Raw genomic sequence first — 21,398 nt, forward strand, 5'->3', positions numbered from 1 at the left:
TGACACTATCAGTAATCATCAAAATCGTCGCTGCCTCCGTTACCGTAGTAGTCATCATCATCGGTGCGGCTTTTTTTGCCAAGCCCTTTGTAGAGCAATGATTTTTTAAGGATAGAAATTTGTCCTGCGTGGTATAAATCGTGTTGTAAGATACCGTGAAGCATGGTATAAAAATCATATTCACGACCGGGCACGATTTCTTCCAAAAACTCGTCGTCTTCGCGTTTTTCAAGTTCGGCAATCAATTCTTCTTGACTGAGACTCAATTCCATTTGGAGGGCTTCCCACTCAAATTCATCAAAAACAAGGAAGGATTTCCAATCACGCGCTTTGGTTACTTCATACTCTCCATCTCCTTGTAAGCGTTTTACCACAAAAATCCGCCAAGTGGTCATGTGATAAACCAATTCCGCAATGCTGTGGGTATTGGGCATTATTTTTTGCGAGGCCATTTCCCACGACACGTCACTGAGTACTTCTACTACCGAAGGACCATGCCATGCTTCTTCGCTTTCGTATATAAGATTAAATTGATCAATAATTCGGAGTAATTCTTCTTTTTTGTCCATTGGGATAGTTCAGCGAAGTTTTTGGTTAATCGGTAGCTTTTTAGTGAAATTATATGAAATGCAAAGTTATTGAATACTCACTACTAACAACTCATTGTGATTCCGAAATCTTGCATAATTATGCAAATTTTGAACGTTCTGTTCCCTAAAACAGCAAAATAGTTAACAGGAAAGGGCATTTTAGGATATTAGCCAACTTGGCGTTTGAACCTTTTTTTGTGCTCAATAAAGCAATAAACAAAGGGAAACTTCCAATGCCTGCACTGAAAACCAAACCTAACGTGTACTTTTGCACTGATTTTTAGCAGCAGACGACCGAACTTGTAGCAATGTGCTGCTTGAAGTCCAATTCCAAAAAATAAATGTCAAACATCATCATTTCATGTCGCGTAATTTAAAGATAGGGATATTTATTACGGTAGCAGTAGTGTTTACTACGTTTACTTTTTACTTCTGGCAAATGGCCCAAACGCCTAACTTTCAGGTGAGTAAAGACAAGGATTTTGCACTGTTGATTCCGACGGGGGCTACCTACCAATCGGTGCTGGATACCCTCAAAAAAAATGAGGTGGTCAACGACGAAATTTCGTTTCGGTTTATGGCCAAGTTGCTCAAGCTGCCCGAGCGCATCAAGCCGGGGCGGTACGTGCTGCGGCGGGATATGGGAAATTTGGAAGCCATCAAAAAGCTAAGAAACGGGGCGCAGGATGCCGTCAGATTGACCTTCAATAATATTCGTCTCAAAGAAGATTTGATTCAGCGGGTGGGGAGTAAGTTTGAATTTGGCCCCGAGGCGCTCGGCAAACTGCTGAACGACCCCGCAGTATGCCAAAAATTTGGATTTGATACCACCAATGTATCAAGTATGTTTTTGCCCAATACTTACGAGATTTTCTGGACCACTCCCGTAGATAAGTTTTTGGGAAGAATGCACGACGAATACCAAAAGTTTTGGACGCCCGCCCGCCTCGAAAAAGCCAAGGCTTTGGGATATACCAAGGCAGAGGTGTCGGTTTTGGCGTCGATTGTGGATGCCGAAACCAATCGGAATGATGAGATGCCGCGTATTGCGGGGGTGTACCTAAACCGGATTCGCCAAAGTATGCCGCTGCAAGCTGACCCAACGGTGATTTTTGCGTGGCGTGACTTTTCCATCAAACGCGTTACGGGCCGCCTTTCGGCATTAAATTCTCCTTATAATACTTACCGCGTCTTAGGGTTGCCTCCCGGGCCTATCAACGTGCCGAGTACGGTGGCGATTGATGCCGTGCTGAACGCGGAGGAGCACAACTATCTCTATTTCTGCGTGAAAATTGACCCCGAAGGAAAACTAATGGGCTACCACGATTTTGCCGTCACCTACGACGACCACCTCCTCAACGCCCGCAAGTACCAAGAAGCGCTCAATAAAATGAATATAAAGTAGGAGCGAGGAGTGAGTAGCCAGTAGTGAGAATAAAAAAACACTCATCGCTTCTCACTCCAAACTTCTCACTTCTGCCTCCTCACTTCTGATTTATGTTTACTTACGAATACAAAGGAATAAGAGTAAGATACGCCGATACTGACCAAATGGGGTATGTGTATTACGGCAATTACGGGCGGTTTTATGAAATCGGGCGGGTAGAAGCCCTGCGCAGCATTGGATTTTCGTACCGCGACATGGAGGAAGCAGGAACGATGATGCCCGTCTACGAAAACTATTCACGCTATTTGCAGCCTGCCCGCTACGACGATGAGTTAACCATCAAAGTGACCATTCCAGAATTGCCCGCCGCGCGGGTGGTATTTCGGTACGAAATTCGGAATCAGACGGGAGCGGTACTCAATACGGGCGAAACCACGCTGGTTTTCCTGAATCGCGAAACCAATCGACCAACGCGGGCACCGAGTTTTTTGTTGGAGAAATTGAAGCCCTATTTTACGTAAAACAGACGATTTGAGTAGACATAATTGCGTTTTTCAGTACCCCGAATGAGCCATGTTTCATTCGGGGTTTTTCTTTTTTTGATGGGTATTTTTATCCCAAACTGATTTTTTTTTGGTTTGCTGTATTAATTAATCTTTACCTAAAATCTATTTCCGCTTCTGGCACGTATGTATGAATAAATGACAGCAAATTATTGGATTTGTACAAACAAAATGGAAACGTATGAAGGAAAAGAGTACCTCAATTGCCCTGCGTATCCGGGTTTCGTCTTCGGGTTGACCCACTAAGGTTTAACCTTTTGTCTTTGGCAGGAATGCTGCAGTTACCCTGTTTAAAGCCTCACCACTTTCTTAAAGTTTAGTAACGTAACCGTTTTGAGATACGCTTCTCAGCAACGGGAGTCCTTTTATTGCCCTTTTCAAAGGTTTTTCTAATACCCATTTTTCTCACAATCTAACACATTAACATCATGCGAATGTTTCCTTTGCTTCGTGTCCAACGCGGGTTTGGATTACTTTGTTGCGCACTGCTGTTGTCTGTCGGCAGTTATGCTTCCAGCCACCGGGAGGCTCCACTGATTTCCCAGGACCCTCTGGCCGACAACACCGACGTCTATGCCTTCAAGAGCCCCGATGACCCCAATTCCATTACCATCATTGCCAATTACATCCCGTTTGAGTCGCCAGAAGGCGGGCCCAATTACTATAATTTTGGCACGAATGTCCGTTATGAGATTCACATAAAGAACAAAGCCACTACCGCCGGTGATGACATTACCTACCGCTTTACATTTTCGAGTGTGAATGAAGACCCAACAACTTTTTTCAACATCCGTTTGGGAAAACAAAATCTCAAAACCACTTACAAATGTGAAAAAAGTACCGACGGTGGCCGAACATTCGTAACCATTATTTCCAACGGAATCGTACCGCCAAACAACATTGGACCGCGCTCCATCGAAAACGCAACGGTTGGATTGGGGACTTCATACGATGCCCTCGTTCAGCAATCAATTGCCACAGCCAATTCGGGTGAGAAGGTTTTCTGTGGCCCCGTAGATGACCCTTTCTTTGTGGATTTGGCGGGTGCTTTTGACGTCGGAAATTTCCGCCCCGAAGGAAACACCACCAACCCAACGGTGGATGGCTTGAATCGTTTTAACGTTCACACGATTGCTCTCAAAATTCCGGTGAATTTGCTGCAAAAAGATGGTAAAAGTGTGATGCAAGCTGCCAATATTCTGGATCCTGATTACGTCATTGGGGTGTGGGCGTCGGCGAGTCGCCAAATGATTCAAACACTCTACCAAGGGGCTGATGTGGGTTACGATGGAAAATACGTGCAAGTCTCGCGCCTCGGAATGCCGCTGACCAACGAAGCCGTGATTCCGGTGGGTTTGAAAGATAAATGGAATGCGGCCACTCCTTACAACGGCGAAGATTTGCAATTTGCCAAGTATTTTACCAATCCTGAGTTGGCACTCTACATGGATGATTCTCAGTTTGGCAAAGCGGTACCTTCGCTGAATGCGCTTCGTATTCAGGAAAAATCGTTGGGTTCCTTTGATTTTCGGAATGGCAAGCCGGGCTTGTTTGTGCTGAAAGGAAATCAGGCATTGAATGGAACGGCGCTTTCGGAAGCTGCCTTTGGCGGGATATTATTGCCCGATAATCAAAGCCCCCGCGCGGTTGATTTACTGCCAATATTCTACACTGGTGTTCCTAACTTAGCGCCCTATCAACTGGCCACGGGCAAGAGCGGTAATCCTTTGGCGGCAGGTAAGCCATTTATTCACAACTTCTTGCCTACTTTGGGAGATATGTTGCGGCTCAACATGGCGGTTCCTGCCACCCCACGCAACCACCCCAAATTCAGCTCTTTGGGCTTGGTACAAGCGGCCGTTTTGGGTTTAACCGACCCTGATTACAACGCTTCCACGGCTTTACAATTCATTCCAAATATGGATGGTTTCCCCAACGGCCGCCGCTTGGAAGATGATGTAACCACGATTGAATTGCAGGCCGTAAGTGGAGTAGTACTGGCCGCCGTTGGCTTGTGGTACGACGATTTTCAGCCGGGTGTAACGACCAGCCCCGTGACGCCTAAACTTGTTAACGTGCTGGGATTCAACGCGGGCCCCACCAAAAATGACATTGAGCTAAAGCCGATGTTTCCCTTCGTTCAGAACCCTTGGCGAGGATTTGATTATCCCGAAAAAGCAAGATTCTAACCTTCACCATTCACAACACTGAAAAAGATGAAAAACATAAAAAACCTTATAGCTGTGGTGGGGGTACTGGCCGTGATTTGCCTGCAGACCTCCCAATCGTTTGGTTCTTCGCACCGCGAAGCACCGCTGATTTCAAACGACCCACTGGCGGATAATACGGACTTGTACGCCTTTAAAAGTCCGAACAATGCCGAAAATGTGGTGCTTATTGCCAATTATATCCCTTTTCAGCATCCTGCGGGTGGACCTAACTGGTATTCTTTTGGCGAGCGCATCCGCTACGAAGTTCACGTAGACAACAATGCCGCTACGCCAGGATCCGACATTATTTATCGCTTTACGTTTGAGCGTGTCAACGAAGACCCTACTACTTTCTTCTTGATTCGGTTGGGCAAGGAAAACCTGAAAACTACCTACAAGTGTGAGCGCAGCATGGACGGCGGTAGGTCTTTCAGCACCATTGTGATGAAAGGCACGGTGCCGCCACCAAACATCGGACCCCGTTCGATTGAGAACAAAACGGTGGGTTTGGGCGCGGAGTCTTACGACGATTTGGTCAATAAGGCTGTGGCTACGGCTACCACTGGCGAAAAGATTTTCTGCGGACCGGTAGATGACCCATTCTTTGTGGATTTGGGCGGGATTTTTGACCTTGGAAACATGCGCCCAAACAGCGGAAAAGACGGTGTAGCTAAATTTAACTGCCATTCTATCGTGATTGAAGTGCCCGTTGCGACCTTGCAGAAAAGCAAAAAAACGGTGGCGCAGGCATCCAATATTCTTGACCCTGATTACGTCATCGGAGTGTATGCCTCGGCGAGCCGTCAGATGATAAAAACGCTTTATTCGGGTGGAGATGTAGGCTTTGATGGCAACTACGTTCAGGTGTCAAGGTTGGGAATGCCATTGACCAACGAAGCCGTGATTCCGTTGGGGATGAAAGATAAATGGAATGCCGCTAAGCCAAGCGAAGATTTGCAGTTTGCGCAGTATTTTACCAATCCTGAGCTGGCACTTTACATGGATGATTCTCAGTTTGGGGCGGCAGTTCCAGGCTTGGCTCCTTTGCGGATTCAATCAAAATCATTGGGAGCTTTCGATTTTCGGAATGGCAAGCCCGGTCTTTTTGGTTTGAAAGGCAACCCTGCCCTCAACGGTACGGCGTTGTCAGAAGCGGCTTTTGGAAGTGTGTTATTGCCAGATAATAAAAGCCCACGCGCGGTTGACATTCTGCCTATTTTTTACACGGGTGTGCCAAATTTGCCGCCATACCAATTGGCGACGGGCAAAGCAGGGAATCCTTTGGCGGCAGGTAAACCGTTTATTCACAACTTCTTGCCTACTTTCGGCGATTGGCTGCGTCTCAACATGGCCGTGCCTGCCACGCCCCGTACCGATCCTAAATTTAGTTCTTTGGGCTTGGTGCAAGCCGCTGTTTTGGGTCTTACTGACCCAATGTACAACGGCTCGACGGCTTTGCAGTTTATTCCCAACATGGACGGTTTTCCTAACGGTCGCCGTTTAGAAGATGATGTAACCACCATCGAGCTTCAGGCCGTGGGTGGCGTTGTGTTGGCGGCCATCGGTTTGTGGTACGACGATTTTAAACCCGGCGAAACAGCCAGCCCCGTAACGCCAAATCTGGTGAGTGTGCTGTCGTTTAATGCGGGTGTTACTAAAAATGATACCATCCTGAAACCTTGGTTTCCGTACGAACAAAATCCTTGGCGAGGTTTCCGGGGCAACAGCTACTCGGGCCCATCAACTTCATCGGCCCGTATCGCTACCACTCCGTTGGAAGATAAAGTACAAGGGTTGTCGGTCAAGGTTTTGGGAAATCCCGTGTTGACGGATGATGTTTCGGTAGAAATCTCAGGCGTTGACGGACAGGCGCTGCGCATGGGCTTGACCAACAGTCAAGGTCAGGTCATGGGACAACAATCAGTCGGAAAAGCTGGTCGGATTGAGCGCCAAACGTTCCGTGTCGGCCGTCAACCGGGGATATATTTCCTGCAGGTGTCTACCGCGAGTGAGCACCAAACGGTGAAGATTATTCGTAACTAATGAAGTACTTGGGGGGTCGGTAATGGTTTGAAAATCAGACCTCCCAATTTTTTAATAACAACCGCTATCTCCCCTCTAAAAAAAATGAAAAAAGTAATAGTTATCCCAAAACGAGCATTGTTGTTTTCCCTTCCAGTTTTGATGGTTGGCTTGTTACCAATGAGTTGCACCGACAAAGGAAAAACGGGTGCTGAAACCACCGCTTCTAGTACCTCAACGATGGAAATACCCGCGCTGTATGAACGTAGGGGAGAGTTGGCCAAAGCCGAAGAATGGGTACGAACCAAAGAAAAAGTAGAAGAACTGAAGAAACAAATCAAAAAAGACCCGAGTGATGTCAAACCGCGTCTCCAGATTGCCATGATTTACCTTTCAGAGGCACGGATTACGGGCGAACATCCCTATTATTATCCCGCGATTTTAACCATCTTGGACGGGGTGTTGGCGATGGATTACAAAAACTTTGAGGCGACTACTTTCAAGGCTTCCGTAAAAATGTCGCAGCACCAATTTGCCGAAGCCCGCGATTTGGCCGAAAAAGCCCGCCAACTCAATCCAAACAACGCCTACGTGTACGGTGTGTTGGTCGATGCCAACGTCGAACTCGGTAACTATGAGGAAGCCGTGGCGATGTCGGATAAAATGCAGGAGATGAAGCCTTCGCTGGAATCGTACTCGCGAGCGTCTTATCTGCGGGAGATTTATGGTCAGTATCCCAGCTCCATCGAAGCCATGAAATTGGCCGTTGACGCAGGACTGCCCGGCTCAGAGCCGTATTGTTGGAGTAAAAACACCTTGGCGCAATTGTACGAAACAACGGGCAAATTGAAAGAAGCCGAACAACAATACAACGAAATTTTGGCGTTGCGTCCGAGTTATGCTTTTGCTTTGAGAGGAGTGGCCCGCATTCATAAAGCCAGAAAAGAATACGATAAAGCCCTCGCAACGCTCGACAAAGCGGCGGCCATTATGCCCGAATTTTCCTTTCATGAGGAAATGGCCGAAATCTACGCGCTGCAAGGAGACAAGGAAAAAGCAAATGCCAAATATGCCGAGGTGGTCGAGATGTTGGATGAAGATGCGCAGTCAGGTCATGCCGTTGATTTGGAGCTTTGCAAACTTTATACGCAAATGGGGCAGTTTGATTTGGCGTTGGAATATGGCATGAAAGAATACAAAAAACGCCCCAAAAACATTGATGTGAATCACGCGTTGGCGTGGGTGTATTTCAAACAAAATAATATTCAAAAAGCGCAGCAACACGTACAGGTTGCGTTGCGTACGGGTAGTAAAGACCCTGAGTTGTTGCAAAAAGCGGGCGCCATTGAGCTTGCCCTCGGCAATGCTGGCCCCGGAAATAAACTCATAGCAGAAGCCAAAAAAACCAATCCGAAGTTTACGCTCTGAGGCTATCTTGGTTGGCTTAAATCTTGTTATTTTTTTGCATAGTATTTGGTACGATTCCCGCTTTAGAACGTATTCTGATGGGACAAGTGAACTCACTTGCTGGTGAGTTGGTTTTCATTTCTTTGCGTATTTCGTGCCATTTTAGTTTTCTCTTTCGGTTATGAAACAAATTGTTTATTGCATATTATTGATTATCAGTTGTTTGTTTAGTTTTTCGGCGTTTGCGCACCTTGGCAGTATTTCGGGTGTGGTATATGAACAAACCACCAACCTGCCCCTAAAGGGCGTAAATGTTCAATTGACGGGCTTGGGAAAAACCACCACCACCAACGAACTGGGGCAATACCGTTTTGATGAATTGGTAGCGGCCCCTTATAAAATCGAATTGTCGTACGTAGGTTTGAAAACGGTGGTAGTGGAAGCGATTGTGCTGGATGACCAAACCACTTCCCTAAAAACGTTCATGGCCAACTCCACCCTCGAATTGAAAGAAGTGGTGGTGTCGGCGCAACGGGCGCATGACCAACAGCTTATCAGTAACTTAGACATTAAAATTCGCCCCATTGTCAACTCTCAGGAGATTTTACGGATGGTGCCGGGCTTGTTTATTGGCCAACATGCAGGCGGTGGAAAAGCCGAACAGATTTTTTTGCGTGGGTTTGACATCGACCATGGCACCGATATTCAACTCACCGTCGATGGAATGCCAGTCAATATGGTTTCTCACGCCCACGGGCAGGGATACGCTGATTTGCATTTTGTGATTCCCGAATTGATTCAGGGCGTTGATTTTAAAAAAGGGCCTTATCATGCCGAAAAAGGCAACTTTACGACCGCAGGTTGGGTGAATTTTCGCACCCGCAATGCGCTTGACCGCTCGTTTGTGAAACTGGAAGCGGGCCAATTCGGCACGTACCGGGCGGTAGCAGGGCTGGATTTATTGGGAAATCGTCTGAAATCTGGGAAAAATCGTGACAAAAACCAATCGGCGTATTTGGCATCGGAGTATTCTTATTCTAATTCGTATTTTGACAATCCGCAGGACTTTAAGCGCTTAAATATCATGGGGAAATACCACGGGCATCTTTCCCCAACGACCTACCTCACGCTTACAGGGTCGACGTTTTGGAGTAAATGGAACCACTCGGGGCAGATTCCCGACCGGGCCATTGAATCGGGGCTGACCGGCTTTTTTGGATCCGTTGACCCCACCGAAGGCGGTGAAACAAGTCGAACCAACGTAAACGTTCAACTGGTGACCGTAACCCCGCGCAACCATACCATTAAGAATCAGCTTTTTTACGGAAATTATAACTTCGAGTTGTATTCCAACTTTACTTTTTTTCTGGTAGATTCAATCAATGGCGACCAAATCCGTCAGAAAGAGCGGCGCAATTTAGTGGGTTATAACGGCAGTTTTTCTACTCAAAATGACGTAGGTAACACGCAATGGACGACCACATTGGGCGTGCAGTACCGACAGGATTTTACAAAAAATTCGGAACTTTCGCACACCAAAAATCGAACAGAAACCCTCAACAGGATTCAATTTGGTAACATCAACGAACTCAACGCTTCGGTGTATGCTGATGAGTTGGTGCAGGTTTCCAATCGGTTTACCATCAATGCGGGCCTGCGCCTTGATTTTTTTCGTAATCAATACGAAGATTTACTTTCCGCGCCTCTGACGACCAAACAGGCTTCGGCGGCGATTCTTTCGCCCAAGTTGAATTTTTATTACACCTTCAATAACCGTTTTCAGTTGTATCTCAACACGGGTCGAGGCTTTCATTCCAACGACACTAGGGTAGTGGTTCCGCAAGGAGGACGGCAGATTTTGCCGCCTGCTTACGGCTCCGATTTGGGCGCGATTTTCAAACCTGTTCCTAAGTTACTCATCAATGCTGCCGCGTGGTATCTGTGGTTGCAACAGGAATTTGTGTACGTAGGTGATGCGGGCGTGGTCGAACCCGGTGGTCGTACGCGTCGGCAGGGAATTGATTTGTCGGTGCGGTATCAAATCACCGACCACTTGTACGCTGACATTGACGTAAATACCACCAAACCAAGGGCAATTGGAGAATTGGAAGGCCAAAACTACCTGCCTTTGGCCCCTGTTTTTACGACTATGGGTGGCTTGTCGGTACAAAATAATGCGGGTTTCAGCGGGTCGTTGCGGTATCGTTACATCGGCAACCGTCCTGCCAACGAAGACAATTCCATCGTGGCCAAGGGCTATTTTGTAACGGATATGCAGGCCAATTATAGTCGCAAAAATTATACGCTTGGCCTGTCGGTTCAGAATCTGTTTAATACACGTTGGAAAGAAACGCAGTTTGCTACCGAAAGCCGATTGCAGGGAGAAGCGGCACCCGTCGAAGAAATTCACTTTACGCCCGGAACACCCTTTTTCGCTCGTTTGAGTTTGACGGTTTTCTTTTAAGTTTGACTAAATGAGGTTTGTTGTTAAATAAATATTTGATAAACAGTTGATTATGTAATTGTAAAGGCCTTCTGTGGCTGAATTAATTTTTTGCAATCATTGGGTTAAAGAAATTATTAGGGCCAAGTTTAGTATTTTTGGGTTCTGAAATCATCAAAACGCTTTAATGCTCCAACACTGGTCCGACTCCAAATACCGACATTTGCGTAAAACTTATGCTTTCTTGCACCGAAAGCGGTTCTTTAGCAAGGGCGTCTCGTTGGCGGATATTGGCACGTTGTTGATTGAAAAAATTTTGTTGTACGACATCGACCAACGTGCAACCGCCGTAGCTTACAACTTCACGCTCGCGGTTTTTCCTGCCATTCTGTTTTTGTTTACGTTGATTCCGTACTTCCCGATTGCCAACATGGAGTCTCAAATCATGAACTTCATGTACGATGCCATGCCCAAATCGCTGTACGAATTTGCCGCGGCCACCATTTATGACATCATCAGTCGGAAGCAGGGCGGCATCCTGTCGTTTGGTTTTGTGTTTGCGTTGCTCACCGCTACCAACGGCATGGGGGCGCTCATGACCGCCTTCAATATGGTAGACCATACCTCGGAAAACCGAGGTTTTTTTAAGGCCAAAGGAATTGCCTTGTTGCTGACCGTGTTGCTATCGACCGTGCTTTTTTTGGCGGTTTTGGTGATTATTGTGGGCGGGTTTTTGGTCGATTGGTTGCACCAAACCATTTTGTTTGGTGATAATTTAACCGTCTTTTTATTGGACGCTCTGCGCTATTTAGTGATGTTTTTCGCCTTTACGGTTGCGGTAGCCATCATCTACCGGTTTGCCCCCAAAGTACGTCACGGGTGGCGCTTCTTTAATTTAGGGGCAATCATTGCCTCAATGTTGATTATTTTGGTGACCTACGGATTCTCTTTTTACCTCTCTCGTTTTGGTAGTTACAACAAACTCTATGGCTCTATCGGAACCATCATCGCGATGATGATTTGGTTTTACCTCGTAGCGTTGCTGTTGATTTTTGGATTTGAGCTCAATACCAGTATCTGGCGGGCCAAGCATGACAGGAAAGGCACCGAAACAAAAAAATAAATGCCATCCGCAAATTGGGATGGCATTTATGTACTACCCTAACCCATAAATAATGAAAGATATACTTCTATATCGAATCACAATGAAATTGCAGAGAAAACCGTGCCAAATTGTAAGGTAATTTTGATTTGTATGGCTATTTTTATGGGATATTTTATAACTAATTGATATGTATGGCGTTAGGCGTATTATTATAATTTTTGTATACCAAAAAATGTAATAATCGTCTCCCAGAAACCTACCTTTGATTGCTTTTTAGTTTACCGTTTACTAAAAAGTCAGGTTACTTTGGTTAGAGATAGAGTCTAATATTTTACATTTACTATACAAAAGCGCGCCGTTTATAAATTTTTAAGCGTACTGTAACCATTGAATATGAATCCAATTGTCACCGTTATTTGCACCTGCTACAATCATGAACTTTTTGTTCGGGAAAGTCTCTTATCGGTCATTCAACAAACGTATTCTGCCATTCAGTTGATTGTGATTGATAACGCCAGCACTGATGAATCAAGGAGGGTGATTCAACGCCTAGTAGATGAGTACCCTGAAATTGTTTTTATCAGAAATACCCACAACATAGGGCTATGCCGGGCTTTTAATCAAGGCCTTGGTGAAGCAACAGGTAAGTACATCATTGACTTGGCCGCCGATGATGTGATGCCGCCCAACCGTATCGAAATGCAGGTAAAAGCCTTTGAGAGTCTCCCCAAAGACTACGCGGTGGTATTCTCAAATGCCGCCTATATTGATTCTTCGGGCGCAAAATTGGGCTATCATTATGCATTGCGCGCCAATGGGCACGCCAAAGGTCAAGTGCCCACGGGCGATATCTACAAAGAAATCTTGCGACGCTATTTTATTTGTACCCCTTCTATTATGATGCGCAAGTCGGTGCTGATGAAACTGGGCGGCTACGACGAAAACCTCAGTTACGAAGATTTTGATTTCTTTATCCGTTCGGCCCACGATTACAAATACCACTACATCGACGAAGTACTGATGTACAAACGGGTACTTGACGATTCGTTGGCGACGCAATTTTACCGCATCGGAAATCCGATGCTGCGGTCGAGTTGGGAGGTGTGCAACAAGGCCTACGATTTGAGCCGGTCGCAAGAAGAATACGATATTTTGGCCAATAGAATCCGGGAGTTTATCAAGAAATGTTTTGTAGCCGAAGACCCCGAACAAGCCCTTGCATTTAGAAAATTGCTCAATTACATCGAAGACCCCGGCTGGAAAACCGACCTTTTGGTGTTTCTCTGCCGCCTACATTTGCCCGTCAACTGGTTATACCAGCGCTACGCCAAGTGGCGCAATCACCGCAACCTCGCCCTGATGCAGCAGGGAGTACCATTTGTACAACTGGAACGGTAGTGAGTTAAAAGTGGAGAGGGAGGAAAATAGGCCCAAACGTGTAAAATAGTTGAAGGAAGTTTCCAATTAATGAAAAATTCCGCGTAATTAGTCCAACTGATTTTGCACTCAAACCCTTAACCCACTTCCTACGTGCCTGCGGAATTCCTTCATATTCATCCCCAAACGCCCGAACCGCGTAAGATTCAGCAGGTAGTCAACAGCCTGCGCAACGGGGGTATTGTTATTTATCCGACCGACACCGTCTACGCCCTCGGCTGCGATATTCACAACGCCCGGGCCGTGGAGCGCATTGCGCGCATCAAAGGAATCAAACCTCAAAAGAATGATTTCTCGTTTATTTGCCACGATTTGAGCCATATTTCAGACTACGCTAGGGTAAGCAACGCCGCCTTTAAAGTAATGAAACGACTCCTGCCTGGGCCGTTTACGTTTATTTTGGAAGCCAACAATAAGGTCCCGAAAGTACTGGCCAATCGCAAAACCGTGGGAATCAGGGTGCCCGACCACCCCATTGCGCGGATGATTGTGTTTGAATTGAACCATCCCATTATTACTACTTCTATAAAGGATGACGAAGACGAAATCATGGAATACCCCACCGATCCAGAGATTATCTTTGAACGTTTTCAGCATCAGGTAGATATTGTCATTGACGGAGGCTTTGGTGGGCTGATTCCTTCCACGGTCATTGATGCCACCGACGATAATTTTGACATTATTCGGGAAGGTGCTGGGGAGTTTACGCGTTAGTAAAGTGTCTGTTCACAATAAAATACATTCAATACGTTCCTGATTTTGAAGGAAAAATATTAAAAACTGTTGTCTTGAAATACCTTCGCCAACTTTATATCTCCACCCTTTTTTGGGAGGTTTTCATTGGATTGACGGCCACCTTTTTGTTGGCGTTTGCTTTTCCATTTCTCTTCGGAATTGCCAAGATCGGCAGTGCCATCGCGGCATTGCTGGTGGTGGCCGATTTGGTTTTACTTTTTAGAAATAACGAGGGCGTTTTTGCGCGTCGTGATGTAACCGACCGCCTTTCTAACGGCGACCCTAATCCGATTACCATTTACTTAGAAAACCGGTACGGATTTAAGGCCCGCTTGGAAGTGATTGACGAGATTCCGTTTCAATTTCAAAAACGTGATGTGCTGTTTGAAGCCGAATTGGTGCCCAACGAAACCCAACTTTTACGCTACGAACTGCGCCCTACCAAACGCGGTGAATATAGCTTTGGGGCCGTCAATGTGTTGGTAAGAAGTCCGTTGGGGTTGATAAAACGTCGGTTTCAGTTTTCGCAAAACAAGATGGTGGCGGTGTATCCGTCGTACCTCCAAATGCGACAATACGAATTGATGGCCATTTCCAACCGCCTGACCGAGCTGGGCATAAAGCGCATCCGTCGGTTGGGGCACAGCATGGAATTTGAACAGATTCGGCCTTATGTGCAGGGAGACGACATCCGCACCGTAAACTGGAAAGCAACCGCCCGTCGTAACGACCTCATGGTGAATGCATTTCAGGACGAACGCTCACAGGCCGTGTATTGTCTGATTGACAAGGGCCGCATCATGAAATCGCCGTTTGAAGGGCTAACGCTCTTGGATTATGCCATCAATGCCACACTGGTATTGAGCAATATCGCGTTGTTGAAGCAAGACAAAGCGGGCGTGATTACGTTTTCGGAAGTCATCGGTCAAATTCTGCCCGCCGAGCGTAAAGCGGGACAAATGCAGAAGATTCTGGAAATGCTCTACAAGCAGAAAACACGTTACCTAGAAAGTGATTATGAAACGCTGTATTCGTACGTAAAAACGCACGTGCGGCAGCGGAGTTTGTTGTTGTTGTTTACCAATTTTGAGACCGTCAACGCTATGCGTCGGCAGCTACCTTTTTTGCGGCGATTGGCCAAAACCCATTTGCTGATTGTGGTGTTCTTCGAAAATACCGAGACTTCGTTATTGCTCAAGACCCCCGCCGAAAACACCGAAGACATCTACCTCAAAACCATTGCCGAGCGGTTTTTCTACGAAAAGCGCCGCATTGTAAAAGAGCTTGAGCAATATGGCATCCAATCTATCCTCACCGCCCCCAAAGACCTGAATGCCAATACGGTGAATAAATATCTGGAATTGAAGGCGAGAGGGATGATGTAGGGGCAGGCCCGCGGCGGCTCTTAGTTCAGTTAAAAGCTCGGGGGAAGATGATTTATAGAAATCGTCTATGCCCAATCGTTTAGTGCCTTGATAGTCTAAAATCAAAGCTAAGGCTTTAAGTAGGTTCGTTTTGCCTGAATTATTATGCCAGATAAGGACATTTATTCCTTCTTTAAACTCTACTTCTTTTTCTTTGAAGTTGCGAAAATTTTTGATTTTAATTTTTGATATATACATTACTCATCTTTTTAAAAGCTATAATAATTGCGTTTACAATCTGCCGTAGTGTAACTTATTGCAGCTATATAAAAGACCTGCAATTGTAATTTACACAGGGATGTATATAACTTACGGGAATGTATAAAACTGCCTGCACTACCCCAATTTATGCCAATTAATTTATCAAACGGCTATTTCTCCTCTCTGGCAAATCTCCAAAAGCACCTATTCCCATCATAAAATCCCCCCCTTCATTTGACATCCTGCACCACTATCCCTATTTTTAGGATAAAATCGACAAACCCAAACTAAAACCTTATGAAACTACTTCGCTTTCTGCCGATGGCTTTTGCCCTTTTTCTGATAAATAGGGAGGGCAATGCGCAGGCATTCAATAACTTACCAGTCACTACCCAAAAGCCTCCGCTGCATGGAAAGCACTGGATGGCCATCACGGGCAAACCCTTGGCCGCTACGGCTGGTGCCATGACCTTTACCAAAGGCGGGAATGCCATTGATGCGGCCTGCGCTATGTTGGCCGCTACCTGTACCATGTGGGATGTGCTCAGTTGGGGAGGGGAGACGCAAGCACTCATTTACAACCCCAAAACCAAGAAAGTCATTGCCATCAACGCCCACGGGGTAGCCCCCACGGGCGCCACGCCCGAGTTTTATAAGAGCAAAGGCATGAAATACCCGCCCGAATACGGCCCGTTGGCAGCCGTCACGCCCGGTACCCCCGGCGGACTGATGACGATGTTGGCCGAGTACGGCACCATGTCGCTAAAAGACGTGCTGGCGCCCGCCATGGAAATGGCCGCTGGCTACCCCATCGAAGCCCAAACCGCCAATTCGATTGAAAAAGGCAAAGACCTGATCAAGCAGTGGCCGTATTCAAAAAAAGTATTTTTGCCGCATTTGGGGGCCAATCGCGAAGCGCCCGACGCGGGTGAGATATTTGTTCAAAAAGACCTGCTCGAAACCCTAAAAAAACTGGTAAACGCGGAGCAACAGGCACTTGCCAAAGGTAAATCGCGCAAAGACGCTATCTACGCCGCCAACGATCTGTTTTATAAAGGCGAGATTGCCAAGGAATTTTCGAGGGGTTGCCGCGAGCAGGGCGGGTTGATTACAGAGCAGGATTTGGCCAACTGGAAAGTGAAGATTGAAGAGCCCATGATGACCACCTACAAAGGCATCGAGGTTTATAAATTGCAGCAGTGGACCCAAGGGCCGGCCATGCTCCAAGCATTAAATATTCTGGAGAATTTTGACCTGAAAAGCATGGGTTATAACTCCACCCGCTACGTGCATACGCTGTATCAGGCCATGAACTTGGCGTTTGCGGACCGTGATTTTTACTACGGCGACCCCGCTTTTGGCCCCGAAGAACCGATGAAAGGGCTGCTTTCCAAAGAGTACGCCAAAGAGCGCAGCAAGCTGATTAATCCCAACATGAACGACCCCAAAATCGGCCCCGGCGACCCGTATCCGTTTGAGGGAAAGGCCAATCCGTACTTGGATATGCTGAAAAATTGGGGCAGCGCTAGCCTGACGTCGCCGAAAAATAATGCCACTCTGGACGAAAAATTTGAAGAATCATTTACCGCAGGCACCACGTCCATCGAAACCGCCGACGAAGAGGGTTGGGTAGTTTCGGTGACGCCGAGCGGCGGCTGGGTACCTGCCTGCATTGCGGGCAATACGGGCATTGGCATGAGCCAACGGATGCAGGCGTTTGTGCTGGATGCTAAAGAAAACCCTTTCAACGTGCTCGAACCCGGCAAACGCCCCCGCGTGACGCTGACCCCGAGCATGGCCCTCAAAAATGGCAAACCTTACCTGTCGTTTGCCAAGCAAGCGGGCGATGAGCAGGACCAATTGCTGTTGCAGTTTTTCTTGAACATGGTAGAATTTGACATGACGGTGCAGGAATCCTGCGAAGCGCCTAGTTTTAAGACGTTTCAGATGTATTCAAGTTTTGGAAAGCACGAGCGTATCAACGGCGGTTTGACCCTCAACGAAGCCATGCCCGACTGGACCCGCAAAGATTTGGGTCGAATGGGCTACAAAATAAATTACCAAGATCGTACCAGCGGACCCATCAACGCCATTTATTTCGATTGGGAACACGGCAGTTTCTGGGGTGGCTCCAGCAACCACGGCGAAGATTACGGCATTGGCTGGTAGTTTTTGTTCTCATAAAGTATCTTGAAAAGGGTGTTGGGCTTAGAAATGGCCTGACACCCTTTTTTTATAGACTTAAACGTGTTTTTTTACAAACACCTCGGTCGCTTTTTTTGGCAATTCAGCCTAAAAAAAGGCGGATTTAGTACCTCCTTGTTTCTGAAAGGTCATGATAGCAAATACATTTGTTGCATCCTGTCATCCAACTCATTACAGCCCATGATTCAACGCTACACTTCAGCTTTTGCAGGTTTTTTGCTTTTTATTTTATCCCAACCACTTTTGGCGCAAACGTTTAGACTTTCTGGTGAAATACGGGGCACTAGTCAAAAACCGCTAGAAGGAGCCGTAGTTTCTTTGTTGAATGCCAAAGATTCTTCGTTTGTAAAAGCAGCCGTAACCGAAGCCAATGGTCAGTTTGAACTGCTGAACATTAAATCGGCGGCTTATCTGCTGATGGTGAGCAACTTGGGCTATCAAAAATACATCAGTAAGCCATTTTCAGTGGCGCAAACGGATGCGACGCTACCTGCCGTGGTTTTGGTGGAAGAAAACAAAAGTTTGGCGGAAGTGAAAGTAACGGGTAAAAAAACCTTTGTCGAAACTAAAATTGACCGAACAGTGGTGAATGTGGATGCGCTGATTGGCAATGCAGGCACAAATGCGTTGGAGGTACTCGAAAAATCGCCAGGAATTGCCGTTGACCAAAACGGAGGAATTCGGCTGAAAGGCAAATCGGGCGTGGTGGTATTTGTGGACGATAAACCTACGTACTTATCGGCCGATGATTTGGCCAATTACCTCAAATCGCTCCCCGCGGGCTCGGTCGAAACCATCGAAATTATGCCCAATCCGCCCGCCAAATACGACGCGGCGGGGAATGCGGGTGTGATTAATATTCGACTGAAAAAAAATGTGTTGAAGGGGTTTAACGGCGGGGTCAATTTGAGCTATGGTCAGGGAGTTTATAGACGTACCAACAACAGCCTCAATTTTAATTATCGCATCAATAAGCTTAATTTTTTCTCCAACGCGAGCGTTAACCATAACAGTACTTATCAAGACCTTACCATTTGGCGACGCTACTACCAGCCCACGGGTGAATATACCTCGGCATTTACCCAAAATTCTTACATTCAGCGCAATCAGGGCGGGAATAACCTGAAAGTCGGCGTGGATTTTTACGCGTCCAAAAAAACGACTTTGGGGGTGGTATTGAATGGATTTTACAACCCTTCGTTGGTCAATGTAACCAACAAAGCCAAAGTACTTAACGCCGCAAATGAAATAACAAGCCTGGTGGAGGCCGTCAGTCCTACCGACAGAGTGTGGAAAAACGGCAGCGCCAATTTTAATTTTACCTATAAATTTGATAGCACGGGCAAAGAACTTTCGACCAATGCCGATTACATTCACTACCAATCGACCAGCAACCAAACATTGACCAATACCCTGTTTGACCCCCAAAATAAATTTGTCAGTCAGTCGATTTTGTTTTCGTCGCTGCCTACTACCATCGACATCAGCACGGCTAAAGTTGATTATACGAGCCCGTTGAAAAGTGGCGGTAAGATTGAAACGGGCCTGAAAACGAGCTTTATCAAAACAGGAAACGTCGCCGATTTTTTTGATGTTTTGGACGGAAAACGTTTTCCCAATTATGAGTTTACCAATAACTTTAATTACAAAGAAAACATCAACGCGTCGTATGTAAATTACACCCGGGAGTTCAAGCGGCTGTCGGTGCAGGCGGGGCTTCGTTTTGAAAATACCACCATCAAAGGGCATCAATTGGGCAATAAGCAAACCAAAGACTCCACTTTTAACCGAAAATACAACAGCTTTTTCCCGACATTTTACGCGCGTTATCGGTTAGATTCGGCCGATGTTCACCAAGTCGGATTCTCGTTTGGCCGTCGGATTGACCGACCCAATTATCAGGACATGAATCCCTTTTCGTACCCGCTCGACCGCTTTACTTATTACGGTGGAAATCCCTTTTTGCAACCGACATTTTCGTACAATTTCGAACTCTCCCATACCTTCAAAAACAAGATTACCACGACGTTACAGTACAGCCTTGCTAAAAACGTGATTTCGGAAACCAACGAGCAGCGCGGCACGATTTATTACAGTCGCCCGGGCAATTTTGGGCAGCGGATTTCGTACGGAATTTCGGTCAATGGCAGCTTGCAGCCCACCAAATGGTGGACGCTCAATCTCTATACCGAGTACATCAACAATGGTTTCAAGGCGACGTTGTACGGTCAAAAGCTGGATGATTCGCGTTTTTATTGGGCGGTTATTCCCACCAATCAATTCCAACTCAATAGCACTTGGTCGGCCGAATTGGCAGGGTCGTACCAAAGTACGTTTCTATTGGGCCAACTGTTGATTTATCCGATTGGCTCGGTGCGGGCGGGATTGTCCAAAAAGGTATGGAAAAATCAGGGGACGATTAGACTCAACGTCAGCGATATATTTTATACCAATCAAATTAAGGGAGATATTCGCAACATTGCCAATGCCTCGGCCAACTGGTTCAGCTATTTGGACTCGCGCGTCGCTACTCTTTCACTTACCTATCGTTTCAACAAAGGCAAAACCCTGAATGTACGCCAAACGGGTGGCTCAGAAAGCGAAAAAAGTCGGGTGAGAAGTTGACGCATTTACCAATTTAAGTGATTTATGGTTTAGAGAATCGACGTGGTAGACGTATGGTTTCTGGTTTAATCGATTGAAATTTAAAAATAGGTTCAACTGGAATGTATGGATTTGTTGGCGTATTTTGCGACGGAGTAAGTTTCGTTAATCACCCAATTGTTCAAAGCATTCATGATTATCATTCAAAACGCCGATATTAAAGCCACCATCAATCCCAAAGGTTCGGAGCTCAATAGCTTGGTTTTGCTCGCTTCCCAGCTTGAATTTATGTGGCAGGGAAATCCTGATTTTTGGGGCAAACATTCGCCCGTTTTGTTTCCGATTGTGGGAGGCCTGAAAGACAACACTTACTATTTTAACGGCACAGCCTACCACCTTTCCCGCCACGGGTTTGCCCGTGAAAAAACCTTTGCGGTGGAGCAGCAACAAAGCGATTCAGTTACGTTTTTATTGACCCACGATGAAAGTACATTGGCCGTGTACCCGTTTGAATTTGCGTTTCGAATTCGGTATTCACTGTTGAATAATCAGTTGAAAGTTAGCTACTTGGTAGAAAATACAAGCGGCGGCACGCTGTGGTTTTCGGTGGGAGCGCACCCCGCGTTTAGAATACCTCTGGTAGAAGGAACGCAGTATGAAGACTATCTTTTGAGTTTCAATAAATCCGAAGATTGGGCGCGGTGGCCGCTAACTCCCGAAGGAATGGTGGAGAAAACCCCCGTTTTGCTGGCGAAGCAAACAACGGATTTGCCGCTGACCAAAGAACTATTCTACGAAGACGCGCTGGTCTTTAAAAACTATCGTTCCGACAGCGTGGTGCTGCACACGCCAAAATCCGCGCATTCGCTACAATTTGATTTTCCTGATTTTCTTTATCTCGGCATTTGGGCCGCCAAAAACGCCGACTTCGTTTGTATCGAACCCTGGTGCGGCATCGCCGATTCCGTAGACCATAACCAAGACATTACCCAAAAGGAAGGCATTATTCAGTTGGCAGCCAAAGAACATTTTGAGCGGAGTTGGACGGTAACTTTGGGGTGAGGA

14 protein-coding genes and 1 pseudogene are annotated in these 21,398 nt (G+C 46.4%); 13 read left to right on the forward strand and 2 right to left on the reverse strand.

Annotated features, from left to right (window positions below; all coding sequences use genetic code 11):
- Positions 1 to 8: 8 nt before the first annotated feature.
- Positions 9 to 569: a DinB family protein gene (locus tag NCI00_RS10810; RefSeq protein ID WP_114462574.1), complete on the reverse strand. Its 561-nt coding sequence runs from the start codon at positions 567 to 569 to the stop codon at positions 9 to 11.
- A gap of 382 nt (positions 570 to 951) precedes the next feature.
- Here NCI00_RS10810 and mltG point away from each other — a divergent pair, with 382 nt between their 5' ends.
- The 10 genes from mltG (at position 952) to NCI00_RS10860 (ending at position 15,284) form a co-directional block, all read left to right on the forward strand.
- Positions 952 to 1,995: an endolytic transglycosylase MltG gene (gene mltG / locus NCI00_RS10815; protein ID WP_253527362.1), complete on the forward strand. Its 1,044-nt coding sequence runs from the start codon at positions 952 to 954 to the stop codon at positions 1,993 to 1,995.
- A gap of 92 nt (positions 1,996 to 2,087) precedes the next feature.
- A complete protein-coding gene (locus NCI00_RS10820) occupies positions 2,088 to 2,498 on the forward strand; it encodes an acyl-CoA thioesterase (RefSeq protein WP_166560545.1) in 411 nt (136 codons plus the stop codon).
- A gap of 476 nt (positions 2,499 to 2,974) precedes the next feature.
- Positions 2,975 to 4,729, forward strand: a complete 1,755-nt coding sequence (locus NCI00_RS10825) for a DUF4331 domain-containing protein (protein ID WP_253527609.1) — start codon at positions 2,975 to 2,977, stop codon at positions 4,727 to 4,729.
- 27 nt (positions 4,730 to 4,756) lie between these two features.
- The gene (locus tag NCI00_RS10830; RefSeq protein WP_253527364.1) at positions 4,757 to 6,793 is read left to right on the forward strand and encodes a DUF4331 family protein; all 2,037 of its coding nucleotides are present in this window, start codon (positions 4,757 to 4,759) and stop codon (positions 6,791 to 6,793) included.
- A gap of 84 nt (positions 6,794 to 6,877) precedes the next feature.
- A complete protein-coding gene (locus NCI00_RS10835) occupies positions 6,878 to 8,200 on the forward strand; it encodes a tetratricopeptide repeat protein (RefSeq protein WP_253527366.1) in 1,323 nt (440 codons plus the stop codon).
- A gap of 160 nt (positions 8,201 to 8,360) precedes the next feature.
- Positions 8,361 to 10,643: a TonB-dependent receptor gene (locus tag NCI00_RS10840; RefSeq protein ID WP_253527368.1), complete on the forward strand. Its 2,283-nt coding sequence runs from the start codon at positions 8,361 to 8,363 to the stop codon at positions 10,641 to 10,643.
- 166 nt (positions 10,644 to 10,809) lie between these two features.
- On the forward strand, positions 10,810 to 11,745 hold the full coding sequence (locus NCI00_RS10845; RefSeq protein WP_253527371.1) for a YihY/virulence factor BrkB family protein: 936 nt from the start codon (positions 10,810 to 10,812) through the stop codon (positions 11,743 to 11,745).
- A gap of 375 nt (positions 11,746 to 12,120) precedes the next feature.
- Positions 12,121 to 13,125, forward strand: a complete 1,005-nt coding sequence (locus tag NCI00_RS10850) for a glycosyltransferase family 2 protein (RefSeq protein ID WP_253527374.1) — start codon at positions 12,121 to 12,123, stop codon at positions 13,123 to 13,125.
- A 132-nt stretch (positions 13,126 to 13,257) separates the two neighbouring features.
- Positions 13,258 to 13,878, forward strand: a complete 621-nt coding sequence (locus NCI00_RS10855; RefSeq protein ID WP_253527377.1) for an L-threonylcarbamoyladenylate synthase — start codon at positions 13,258 to 13,260, stop codon at positions 13,876 to 13,878.
- Positions 13,879 to 13,952: 74 nt separating this feature from the next.
- Positions 13,953 to 15,284 (forward strand): DUF58 domain-containing protein, encoded by a 1,332-nt coding sequence (locus NCI00_RS10860; protein ID WP_253527379.1) that lies wholly within the window; start codon positions 13,953 to 13,955, stop codon positions 15,282 to 15,284.
- A gap of 51 nt (positions 15,285 to 15,335) precedes the next feature.
- On the opposite strand, the pseudogene NCI00_RS29575 reads toward NCI00_RS10860, so the two are convergent.
- Positions 15,336 to 15,521: pseudogene (locus NCI00_RS29575) on the reverse strand (ATP-dependent nuclease); the annotation flags it as partial.
- Positions 15,522 to 15,947: 426 nt separating this feature from the next.
- Here NCI00_RS29575 and NCI00_RS10865 point away from each other — a divergent pair.
- The 3 genes from NCI00_RS10865 (at position 15,948) to NCI00_RS10875 (ending at position 21,395) form a co-directional block, all read left to right on the forward strand.
- Positions 15,948 to 17,693: a gamma-glutamyltransferase family protein gene (locus tag NCI00_RS10865; RefSeq protein ID WP_374758838.1), complete on the forward strand. Its 1,746-nt coding sequence runs from the start codon at positions 15,948 to 15,950 to the stop codon at positions 17,691 to 17,693.
- 216 nt (positions 17,694 to 17,909) lie between these two features.
- Positions 17,910 to 20,354, forward strand: coding sequence for a TonB-dependent receptor (locus NCI00_RS10870; RefSeq protein WP_253527383.1), 2,445 nt, complete (start codon positions 17,910 to 17,912; stop codon positions 20,352 to 20,354).
- Positions 20,355 to 20,525: 171 nt separating this feature from the next.
- A complete protein-coding gene (locus tag NCI00_RS10875; RefSeq protein ID WP_253527385.1) occupies positions 20,526 to 21,395 on the forward strand; it encodes an aldose 1-epimerase family protein in 870 nt (289 codons plus the stop codon).
- The last annotated feature ends 3 nt before the right edge of the window (positions 21,396 to 21,398 follow it).

The sequence above is a fragment of the Runella salmonicolor genome (assembly GCF_024158025.1).
Lineage (GTDB): Bacteria > Bacteroidota > Bacteroidia > Cytophagales > Spirosomataceae > Runella > Runella salmonicolor.

Excerpts from the sequence above, each read along its gene's own strand:
- NCI00_RS10810 (WP_114462574.1), bottom strand. The coding sequence starts at position 569 with ATGGACAAAAAAGAAGAATTACTCCGAATTATTGATCAATTTAATCTT.
- mltG (WP_253527362.1), top strand. The coding sequence starts at position 952 with ATGTCGCGTAATTTAAAGATAGGGATATTTATTACGGTAGCAGTAGTG.
- NCI00_RS10820 (WP_166560545.1), top strand. The coding sequence starts at position 2,088 with ATGTTTACTTACGAATACAAAGGAATAAGAGTAAGATACGCCGATACT.
- NCI00_RS10825 (WP_253527609.1), top strand. The coding sequence starts at position 2,975 with ATGTTTCCTTTGCTTCGTGTCCAACGCGGGTTTGGATTACTTTGTTGC.
- NCI00_RS10830 (WP_253527364.1), top strand. The coding sequence starts at position 4,757 with ATGAAAAACATAAAAAACCTTATAGCTGTGGTGGGGGTACTGGCCGTG.
- NCI00_RS10835 (WP_253527366.1), top strand. The coding sequence starts at position 6,878 with ATGAAAAAAGTAATAGTTATCCCAAAACGAGCATTGTTGTTTTCCCTT.
- NCI00_RS10840 (WP_253527368.1), top strand. The coding sequence starts at position 8,361 with ATGAAACAAATTGTTTATTGCATATTATTGATTATCAGTTGTTTGTTT.
- NCI00_RS10845 (WP_253527371.1), top strand. The coding sequence starts at position 10,810 with ATGCTCCAACACTGGTCCGACTCCAAATACCGACATTTGCGTAAAACT.
- NCI00_RS10850 (WP_253527374.1), top strand. The coding sequence starts at position 12,121 with ATGAATCCAATTGTCACCGTTATTTGCACCTGCTACAATCATGAACTT.
- NCI00_RS10865 (WP_374758838.1), top strand. The coding sequence starts at position 15,948 with ATGGCCATCACGGGCAAACCCTTGGCCGCTACGGCTGGTGCCATGACC.
- NCI00_RS10870 (WP_253527383.1), top strand. The coding sequence starts at position 17,910 with ATGATTCAACGCTACACTTCAGCTTTTGCAGGTTTTTTGCTTTTTATT.
- NCI00_RS10875 (WP_253527385.1), top strand. The coding sequence starts at position 20,526 with ATGATTATCATTCAAAACGCCGATATTAAAGCCACCATCAATCCCAAA.